Genomic DNA, 11,879 nt, shown 5'->3' with positions numbered 1-11,879 from the left:
GTTTGTTGTGTATTTTATACTATCCATAATTAATATTTTTTATGCGTTCTGCATCTTTTTATGAATCCCCTATCTGCAGACTTTTGAATATCCAAATCTGACTTTTGCTTAAAAAACGATACGACTTCCAGTCACAAGCTGCGAATTAGTGCAATCTTATTTTTGTCGAAAATGATATCTATTGGCATTGTTTTTTCATCCTACTGAAATATTGCTTACAGCCAATGAGAAATAATTCTCAGAATTTTAAATATTCAAAATTCAGTTCGCTCAACATCTCTCAAGTGATTTCGGGAACAAACATAAAAATTAAGCTAATCACCTGCAAATCAAGTATCAAACAACAACAACATAACACTATTGCTTTGATTTATTTTGACATTCTTTACCTGTAAAATAAAATCCTGTAATGTCTCATTAGTTGTTTATGAGGATAATATGAGAGGATGTTTCAACATGGATGATTAAAAAGACTTTTATTTTATATCATCCTCTTAAAAGAGTTGAGAAGAGACAGCTCTCAATGATCCAAAGAAAATTAAGAGCCATCTTTATTGTTTATTCGAACTATATTCCTTGATTGTTGATTAGATTTTCTATTGGCTAATAGAATTTATTTTTATCAAAAAATAGATCTGGGTATCCTAATTTTGAGATAGGAAGTAATACTGATGTGTTAACAGATACGATTAACACATCAGTTAAAAAAATTAGTTACCAGTTTTGATCATACCTGCCAACAACGACCCAATGTCCACCTGATATAGTACCACCGTACTTGGTATTGGTATCATAGATCATTGTAACAGCAACGCCACCTGGAATTTCATAATCTACAGAATCTGCAAGCACCCCGGATTTAACGTATATACTCATAGAATCATAACGATTAAAAATATATAATACTTGCCCATGAACAGCATTTGCCAAGTAGAATTGGTTATTCGCTGAAGATAATGATTCTGGGAAGATAGACAAATAAGTCACATTGCTAACATCAATTGTTTCACCATCATAATCGATGTATACATCCTTTGTCCCAACAACTAATCTGCTTGCAAAAACTCCACCACCAGTGAAATAGCCACCATATGTTGGGCATGGTGAAGATGATGTATTATGTCCAATACCAAACACACCACACATCATATTATATTCATTTCCAATATAAGATCTTGAACTCATAGAACCATAGCCTAATCCAACTATAGCTCCACGATAATCAAGCCCTGTTGATGAACTGACGCATCTCATACCCGCACTATTACATAAAATACCATCTGATCCTATTTCTGTAACTCCAGACAAAATACCAGTTGTTAATGAATGTGTTAGCCTGATGTTTGCTTCATTCTTATTTATGTCTATTCGTGTTTCTACAGATTTCTGTGATCCTGGTGTCGTTCCAGATCCAGATGAGTAATACATATTCCTTGCTCCATTACCCACAATACTATCTTCACTAATAACAAAGCCACCAATAGTTCCTTTAGGAGTATCTAATGTACCTTTAAAATGGGCTGACCCATCTATATTGGATATATAAAACTCAGGCGTTCTGATAGCACCAGAACTTGCTAATGTCATACCTGCAGAAGAATATGTATCTGACGTTTGCTTCGTCCCTGACCATATGTAAGCCCCATCAATAGACCAACCACCAATAGTTCCATCAATAGCTGTAACTCTATTAACATTTAACACGCCTGACGCGTTCCAATTTATTGCACCGTTAGCCAGTACACCTGAACCATCGCTGTTTAATCTCCATTTATCGTAAAGTTCTCTTATACAACCAGAAGCATTTAATTGAATATTCTGAGCCCAAATAGTAGATTCATCAAAACTCCATCCTGCAATGCGGTTATAAACCTCTCTCCCGCCAGTTTTATTAACGTTGGCTGACAAACAGAAATACTCATACCCTAGATAATCCATCATCTGAATGCCTTTAAAATCTTGCTTTATAGTAGAGCCGTTAGAAGCAACTTGCCCCATAACAATATGACCTGCGTTACTAGACCTATGCCACATCATACTAAAGCCTTGTAGGGTTTGAGAACCGTTATAAATATAACTTGAACCAGAGCTTTTAGTAGAAAGCTTAATAAGAGTCTCACCACTCCAACTGTCAGGATTTGAAACATTCGAAGTAATTCTGTAATCGTCAAACTTCCAACCTGCTATTTGATTTGTAGATCCTAATTGAAATATAGGAGAGCCATCTTTATAAGACTGAACACCGTAAGAGCTACCACTTTGGAACAACTCAGTGTAATTAGTTGTATTAGTATATGCCATTAAACGACCTCCATTAGAATGCGTGTATAATTCAATTCCTGCACCTGATCCATAAACTAACCCTTTATATAATTTACTATTATCAAACGTCCAGCCAGCAATTCTACAATCTAAATTTCCTGTACTTTTCTCTATTGACGCTCTAAAGACTATATCACCCCAATTAGATACTTTTCTACCGCCTACAAGCTCAAAACCATACTTGCCATTTTCTTCGTTCTTATAAAAGTAAGAATCAGATAAAGCCCCTACAACAGCCCTAACTCCTGCTCTATCTTCACCACCTGTAAAGCTTTTATAGTAAGTAAGCTTAAGTCCTTGCAGTCCTTGCGATGGATATAAAGCCGAATCTGTACCACTAGAAGATTTAAACAATCCTATAGTAACACCATCACCATAAGCACCTGTAGAAGTATATAAAGCATTGTTTGTAAATGTCCATCCTGCAATTTGATTTTTTGAACCCAAGAGAAACACTTCTCCTGTAGCATCAGCACCACGCAATCCCCATCCATTTGACCTATTGAATAATTCAACAAGCTCAGCATTGTTCTTATGCGCTACTACTCCGTAGTAGTCATTAGAATGCAATAGTGTTAACCCATAGCCATTATTACCATACTTACTTATACCATAAATAGAACCTGTTTCTATATTCCAATCACCTACTAACCCACTCTTAGCTACAATCTTCCCTTTTAGAAACACATTTTCAGAGTATAAACCATAGCCAGTCAAAGCGCCGCCCAACTCAGCGTCAGTAATGCCGTTTAACTTGCCTAATCTTACTTTAGTCTTATTATCCATATTAGCACCATTCACACCATCGAGAACATCTAAATAAGGTGCACCACTATCACTAGCAGTCATATACAACATGCCTTGTCTATCTGAGACTGTTGAACCCCATTGTACAATCTCATCACCCACTTCTGGGAAATCTGTTCCATCCCAAGAACCAGCATAATTATATACATCCAGTATCTTACCGTCTGTACTAATCCAACCAATGTTACCTGAGACATAATATTTAACACCTTGGGAAGCTCTGAATGTTTGACAACGATATCTATCACCAACAACAAAACCACCAGCTTCTTCCAATACCACTCGCATCGTAGCACCTGAATGTTCTAAGGAGGTAGCAGCTACTTTACCGTTAGCCGATGATACTACTATAGAACCATTAACAGAGCGAATTTTTTGAATAAGAAGTTCATAAACATTTAATGTTTTTCTAATGTAAGCATTATCAAAATTGGCTGTTCCATCATGGTCTATTCTCCAACCTGAACCAGAGAAGCCACTAGCATAGGTAGGTGAGCCTATATAATCACGAACAGCAAATGAACCGTCAATACTTGCTGTTTCATTTCCGTATGAGATGACATTTTTCCATGAAGAATCTGAAGTGCTAATTTGGAATCTAAAAGTCCCATAATCATGTTTAAGTCGGAAATCTGCCCCGTCTGAATATGAGGGCGTACCTCGATAGAAAGAAATATAATTCCCCTGCTCTCCTGTAGTAGCTAATAAATTGATGTTTCCACCAAAATCTGCATTTCCAGATATATAGCTTTTGCCTAATATAGATATGCCCGAACCTATTTGGACACCACCGCTAAAGTCTCCACCATAATTGATAACTAAAGCATTATTAGGAGCGTGTACAAATGCTCTACCACCTGTGCCCCTTCCATTATATTTAAAATAGATGTCAGCGCTGCCATTCCAACCAAATTTATTATTACCGTTTATACCATAATAAGAATCGCCACTTACTAATAATTTACCTGTTGCAACACTATCGCCTGTTGTTTTAGTACCAGATGCATCTACTTTGAATATTTCAGAACTACCTATAATACTGTTTATAGTCGATTTACCTGTAAGTCTAAGTTGATTAATATGAAACCCTATCTGTGCATCGTAATCTAAGTTACCGCCTGTTCCTAAAAATGTAATTGCGTCAAATGCAGCTACACTATCAGTTCTTTGAAGTTTTAAATTTGGTGAAGTAGAAGATATCAATACATCACCACTAAAACTACCACCACCTGCTACAGTTAAGTATCCGCTACTATTGACAGATAAAGCTCCTAAGCCAGTATCTTTACCATTTGGTCTAAGATATACTGTACCTGCACCATTCGGAGCTAATACTACTGCACTATCAGATGATGTGAAATACGTGTCTGATACAACTATCCCAGTTGTTGATATGTTTCCTACAAAACTTCCACTACCACTAGCAATAATATTTTTAGCAGCCCAGTCTACATCACTTTTATTGGCGTTGTGGCTACTATACATTACACCAAGCGACCCGCCTATATTTAATCTAGGGTTAGAATTAGATTCTAAAGCCATTAATGTTGAAGGATTGCCAAAATATATACTTCCTCCTTCTGGGTTAATAACTTGATTATTACCCGTTGTTAACTTTGTTGTTCGTAGTCGTCCACCATTCAGCCATAAATTATTAGCAGTCCAATCGACATCATTCTTATTACTATTCCCTGAGTGGTAGTAATTAGACGCACTAATACCGCCCAGCTTATTGGCATTAAGGGCTTGTGCTACCGATAATGAAGATTCTGCCTTCGTTTTAAAACTCCTGGAAGTCTCATCATAAAAGGCTATACCATTGGGCATGGGGGTATTTTCACGGGTAGCGATCATTTGCAAACTATCTTTATCACCTACTCGTGCATACCCATCAGCATCAAACACCAATTGCCCATCGTTTAAGCCATCATAGTTTTTTGCCACAAGCCCAGTAAACTTCGTAGATCCCAAACCAACGGTCGCTTTGTCGCGTAAGGTGATGACATCATCAGTTGTAAAGAACTTACCGGCATGCGTTTCATACCCATCTTCTCCCGAAACAAGGCCAACCTCTTGCTTAACTTCTTCGAGCTCCTGTTCCTCCAGGAGTCGGGCCAAAATAGCGTTATCTGTTTTATATTTTATATTATTCATAGTTAATATTTTTAATGCACCTTGCATTGTTTATAAATTCCCCATCTGTAGACTTTTGAATACCCGAATCATACTTTATCTGAGAAAATTGATACGCCTCCTTTTCACGACCAGCGAATTCCCATTATCCTGATTTTTAATCGAAAGTGATAACGAATAGTATAAGGGGCTTTCGGCTTTAGCATTAGAATAAACTCCTGAGATTCTTTTGAATTTTTAATAGCCAACCGAACTTTCTTAGGTGAATAAAAAACAACTCTAATTAGACACCTTACAAGTCAGATATCAAAAAGCAGTGAAATAGCCCCTTCATTTGTATCGACATCCTTAACTTCAGATCCCAACCAACACCTAGCTTATTGTTTATCAAGGAATAAGAAAACGTATTTCAATATGTGTGATTAAAAGGGCTTTGGGACTTATGTCATCCTTTTATCGATGATCTGAGGAGATCTGGCTGTCAATTATCCAAAAGATGATTAAAGCTAATCTGTTTTTGATTTTTCAAACGAAGTCTCTTGATTGTTGCATAGCTTTTCTATTGGGTAATAGAATTTATTTTTATCAAAATTAGATTTGGATATTCTAGTCTTCAGGAAGGAATAATTATAGGTGTGTCAACTTTATAAGTTAACACACCTAATCTTTTTTCACTTTACAACAAAAGGCATTAGCCCCTTATGTTCAATACTTGGCATATCATCAAAAAGAGCTAACATAAACTCTATAGTTGCTGCAATAGTTTAGTATTTACGGAAAGTCAAACCATTTTTTCAGGTCGAACGTAATCCCAGACTATATACTTAATCAGCTCCTTCATTGATATCTATTGCCATAATTTATCGTTTTTAGCTTTGTTGTAAATTCCCGAACAATTAATTATGGTCGGATTCTTTGTTTAAGTCAATTCTATGGCTTCAAAACGTTGTTTTGATTCTACATAAGACCAATAGTTGCTTAATGCTGTGATATCAAATTCTGCCTTATCTACGTGATACTGAATAGTGTTTAAATGTTTCTCAACTTTCCATTTTAAGCCTGTAATAATGTGTTCAAGTTTATCTGATTTATTAGTCTCAGCCTGTTCCAAGGCGCTAGTTAGCTTATTAACTGTTACCAATAATATATTGAACAACTCATCGAGTTGATCTTCCATACGTTCGATGTACATCGAGTAAGTTTTACCTTTATATACGATATCGCCATACACTCCTTTCTTAGGATTTATCCTGAATATCTCAACAAGGCCCTTATCTTCATCGAACCAAATCTTAAGTCCTCTATAATTCATATTAGGCTCATATATAACCTTTACATCTGTCCCTAAGTACTTTGCGACCTTTATTAAAGCTAACTCACCTGCTTCAGTATCTACTAACAAATCAATGTCACCTGTATCATCTTCCTTCTCTTTGAATCCCGTTATATGATTGAGTGTAGACCCAACAACAGTAATCAAACCGCTGTTGAACTCTTCCTCTAACTCATTGTATAGCGTATTAAATGTTTGTATAATCTTTCTTTCTTCCATAATGTTAAGATGTTGTAGTTGTTGATGGTGCCGGTTTACGGATATATTGCTTCTCCCATGTAACTACATCTGACGAATCATCTGTAAAAAACGCTTTGAAGTAACACATGATGTTGTACTCATCACGTCCAAGACTGGTACCATTCCATAAATAATCTAAAGCTAAGTCTAACGTACCTGTAGACCAGGATGTCGCTGATTCCGGAGCGTTTCCTGAAAATATCACACCGTCATAAATAGTATTCCCTGAATTATATCCTGTTGGGTTTATATGTAAATGAATCTTGTATTGCCTGCCATACGCTGCACTATTAACCCGTAGATTGAAATTATATGTCTGGGTGTAAGGACTAAATGATGATGAGATTACACCTAGACTAGTCAAATCTGCCGGAGGTGTAACAGAGCCGTGACTATAACCATACCATTCACTGAAATAGTGTGGCGGAGTCTTATTCAATCTACTATTAGCCATATTTACCATATATGCCAGAGATTTAGAGGCCGGAACCCCTAGCTCTGTTGCAATCTGACTCAGCTTTATTAGTCCACTACTTGGTAATGTCATAGTTATCTACCCTTTCTTTTAATTCAATAATCTGTTTCTGTTGTTCTTGTACCGTAGCAACAAGCTCTGATATCATACCGATGTAGTTAACTGATTTAATACCGTCTTCTTCATTAGTATTAACCAACTCTGGGTATATTTCCTCCACTTCTTGTGCTATAAAACCGTGTTTAATTCTTTCATCATCTTTAGTTTTCCACTTAAATGTGACAGGATTTAACTTCAGTAAGTTATCAAGAGCACTCTTTACTGGTTTAATATTTTTTTTAAGCCTTTTATCAGAATTAGCTGAGATATCACCAGATGCTCTAATATCACCTATAACATCCAAAGCTATAGCCTTTCCATATGAGCCATCATTACTTGCTTTCACAACAAGCCCATAATTAGTGCCAAAAGCATTCGTCTTGGTATTACAAAAATAACCTACCCCAGATGCGCCAGATGACGGTGCGAAAACACTTGCGCCTATTCGAGCATCAAGTGTACCAGTAGGATTTCTAGTTATTATATATGAGAAGTTATCATCTGTAGATGCAATTCCTGAGCCTGAGATATTAAAGCCTCCAATTGTACCATATGAAGATGTGATTGTTCCGTTAATAGTTGCATCAGTTGCTGTTAATTTACCATTAGCATCTACTTTAAATTTACCATTACCTAAATTAAATGAACCACCTGTTACAGCTCCTAATGATGTAATAGAACCTGTGTTGATATGACTCGCATCAAGTCTGTTTGTTCCAACAAAGTTTGCTGCAATAGCAGGTGTAATTACAGCCGCTTCGTTTATAATGGTGGTCTTAATATCATTTGATGTTGGGACTGGTCCTACAGGCCCTTGTATACCTCTAATACCTTGAATACCCTGTAATCCTCTTTCTCCTTGAGGACCTTGAGATCCTTGGATACCTTGAGGACCTTGTGATCCTGTTGCACCTTTAGGCCCAATTGCTCCTGTTGCACCAGTAGCACCTATCGGACCTTGCGCTCCTGTTGCTCCAGTAGCTCCATCTTGACCGTTTTGACCATCAGTCCCTTTCAGTGTCATATAATAATTCAGGTTCTCAAATGAATTTGCGGTCACATTTACTTCAGCAACAATCACATCATTTGCATTTGGTGTAAATGCCTGCCAAGTAGAATTATCCGGCATAGCATACCAAATACCTCCTTCATACTTACAAACCTCAAAGTGTTTTTGGCATGCTGGGTAGGAACCACTCCATGTGAAACGGGCTTGGTCAGAACCAATAAATACAATATATTTCTTCCCAAGGTGGGCACCACCTTCACACGCAGTCATACAGTTGCCTGAAGGAACAGTATAGTCTACATTATTCCAATGAAAGTTCCCCCCATAAATATAGAGTTCCCCAACATTAGAGTCACCTGGATTTGGATAAGTATTTAGCAAAATACCTTTAGAAGTGAACGAACCACCTTTAGAAATTCCACCAATCGGTTCAGCCCAACTAATACCATCTGCACCTTTTAAGTTATTTCTAGCATCTGCACCTAAATTATCCCAGTTTAACACAGCTCTTGAATCCAAAGTGATACCACCAGCTCCTACATGTAGTGAGGTAGCATCAATGTGGTCTGCGTTTAATTTATTTACGCCAATTAGGTTTGAACGAATCTCTGGTGTAATCACTCCAGCATGTGAAATAATTGTAGTTTTAATCTCATCTGCTGTTGGAGTAGGTCCTACAGGTCCTTGTACTCCTCGTTCGCCTTTAAGTCCTTGAGGCCCCTGTAATCCTTGTATCCCCCTTAAACCTTGAATACCTTGATCTCCTTTATCACCCTTAAACAAAGACCATTTGTAATCTGCTTTATTGGTGCTTTCAGTCGAAGATGTTTTATTCGTGGCAATTCCGATATAAAGCGTGTTGGAATTTGGTGTATCATAAAGATTTATTCCATCTGCAGAATCAGAATATTTAATCCAGGTATAGGTGGTGACACCATCTGCACCAGACTCACCTTTCACACCTGTATCCCCTTTGTCTCCTTTAACTAAAGACCATGTATAATCAGCAGCGTTATTCGATTCTGTGGCTGATGTTTTATTATATGCAAAACCAATGTATTCCTTACCAACAGGTGAATTTGACAAACCTGAACCTGACAAATTATCAGCATACTTTATCCAGGTGTATGTAGTCACGCCATCATTACCAGGATCACCCTTTACTCCTTGTGGGCCTTCTGGTCCGGTGGATCCGGTATCCCCTTTATCACCCTTAAACAAAGACCATTTGTAATCTGCTTTATTGGTGCTTTCAGTAGAAGATGTTTTATTCGTAGCAATTCCGATATAAAGCGTGTTGGAATTTGGTGTATCATAAAGATTTATTCCATCTGCAGAATCAGAATATTTAATCCAGGTATAGGTGGTGACACCATCTGCACCAGACTCACCTTTCACACCTGTATCCCCTTTGTCTCCTTTAACTAAAGACCATGTATAATCAGCAGCGTTATTCGATTCTGTGGCTGATGTTTTATTATATGCAAAACCAATGTATTCCTTACCAACAGGTGAATTTGACAAACCTGAACCTGACGAACTATCAGCATACTTTATCCAAGTATATGTAGTTACTCCATCATTACCAGGATCACCCTTTACTCCTTGTGGACCTTCTGGTCCGGTGGATCCAGTATCCCCTTTATCACCCTTAAACAAAGACCATTTGTAATCTGCTTTATTGGTGCTTTCAGTAGAAGATGTTTTATTCGTGGCAATTCCGATGTAAAGTGTGTTTGAATTTGGCGTATCATAAAGATTTGTTCCATCAGCAGAATCAGAATATTTAATCCAGGTATAGGTTGTGACACCATCTGCACCAGACTCACCTTTCACACCTGTATCCCCTTTGTCTCCTTTAACTAAAGACCAGGTATAATCAGCAGCGTTATCTGATTCAGTAGCTGATGTTTTATTATAGGCAAAACCAATGTATTCCTTACCAACAGGTGAATTTGACAAACCTGATCCTGACGAATTATCAGCATACTTTATCCAGGTGTATGTAGTCACTCCGTCGGTACCCGAATCGCCTTTCACTCCTTGTGGACCAACAAGATTGACTTGTGATTCTGCACTTAGATGTTCCCATTGAAGTGTAACACCTGATCCCAGAATAGTCTTCCCATTGATATCCCAGGCAATAGCACCATTGGCTAAATTTCCGGAACCATCACTATTTAAAATCCAACCTGAAGTAGAAACAGAATCTGAATTAATTTTACAATTAGCTATCAAACCCTCCTTAGCATTAATCCAACCTTCAAAGAATCCGTTCTGTGCCCACAAGCCATAACCTGAAAGCACCTTTCCTGTTGTGCTGGTAATCCCATCCAAGCGTCCAAATCTGGCTTTGGTCTGACCATCGTAGATCACATCGTAAAATGGGGCGTAGGTAGAGCTGGAGCTCATATAAAGCAAACCTTTTCTGTCGGTATCTGAACTGTTCCATCTTAGTAAAATGTCATCAACTTCGATTGTTCCTGAGCCGGTTTTATCTGTGAATGTGATATATTTCATCAATTCGCCCTCTTCATCGGTTCGACTCTGTGAGGTTCCTTCACTCTCAACTGTGATGTAGTAGGATTTAATATTTCCTGGAGAGCTCGACCCCTGACATCTTAAAACATCACCCACTCGGAAGGGTTGCTCTTTTGAGAAATAAAGAATGTTACCGTCTACATACTCAATCGTATCGGTATCTGACACAATTAAATCGCCATTTGAGATGTTAATCTTATTATTGGTGAAAGTATTGCAGGTCAAACCTTCCCTTAGGTCCAGATTATCAAGTTCAGCGTTCGCATCCTGAGATATTCTCCAGGTCCCTTTTCCTCCAATACCGGAGATAAAGGGAGCCGTTCCAATCACTCCCTTAAAGGTTGTATCTCTGTGATTGATAATACCGATATTTCTAAGAATCTCCAGATCTTTAGTTCCATCGCTTACAATCTCCCATCCCTCATTAGCGCCTGCGGTATGTTTAATCCAGTCATCTGAATTTAGGCACAGTACCCCCTTAGCTAATCGTGTGGTATCTATGCGAACTTCACCCGTTACACTATGATTACCATAGGTTGTACTTCCATTTCCATCAATAGTTAGTTTTAACTGATTGCCTTTTGAATAAAGTTTTACCCCCTCAGTATTTAAACTATTACCTACCTGAGCATAGTTATCAATCCCCATAGCCAGCATATTACCATAAGTGGACTGACCATTGATTTGACCTTGTATGCTTTGATTGTTATTCAGCTGAATGAGTTTGGCAAAAACAGCATTTTCATCTGCCCTAAAATTCCCAAAAGCTCTTAGTTCTTTTGCTGTCCAGTCGACATTCGATTTATTTGCATTTAAAGCTGTGTAGACGTCCTCTCCTTGCCAAAGTAATTTACCGGCATCATTCTTCAAAACGCCATAGCTATCACCTGCATCATTAGAAAGGTTTATAGCTTTCTTAA

Annotated in this window: 4 protein-coding genes; all 4 read right to left on the bottom strand. The window is 37.7% G+C overall.

From position 1 onward, the window contains the following. Positions 1 to 714: 714 nt before the first annotated feature. Entirely contained in the window at positions 715 to 5,283 is a 4,569-nt protein-coding gene (locus EO244_RS16630; RefSeq protein ID WP_129255816.1) for a hypothetical protein, read from the bottom strand. 898 nt (positions 5,284 to 6,181) lie between these two features. Next, positions 6,182 to 6,814 (bottom strand): carbonic anhydrase, encoded by a 633-nt coding sequence (locus EO244_RS16625; RefSeq protein ID WP_129255815.1) that lies wholly within the window; start codon positions 6,812 to 6,814, stop codon positions 6,182 to 6,184. A gap of 4 nt (positions 6,815 to 6,818) precedes the next feature. Then, on the bottom strand, positions 6,819 to 7,382 hold the full coding sequence (locus tag EO244_RS16620) for a hypothetical protein (RefSeq protein ID WP_164977527.1): 564 nt from the start codon (positions 7,380 to 7,382) through the stop codon (positions 6,819 to 6,821). Continuing rightward, positions 7,366 to 11,879, bottom strand: a 4,514-nt coding sequence (locus EO244_RS16615; protein ID WP_206734597.1) for a tail fiber domain-containing protein, incomplete at its 5' end; no start/stop codon positions are given. The genes EO244_RS16615 and EO244_RS16620, both read right to left, overlap by 17 nt.

Source organism: Ancylomarina salipaludis, assembly GCF_004122035.1.
Classification (GTDB): domain Bacteria; phylum Bacteroidota; class Bacteroidia; order Bacteroidales; family Marinifilaceae; genus Ancylomarina; species Ancylomarina salipaludis.
The sequence above is the reverse complement of the archived record's forward strand: the minus strand, read 5'-3'. Positions and strand labels throughout refer to the sequence as shown.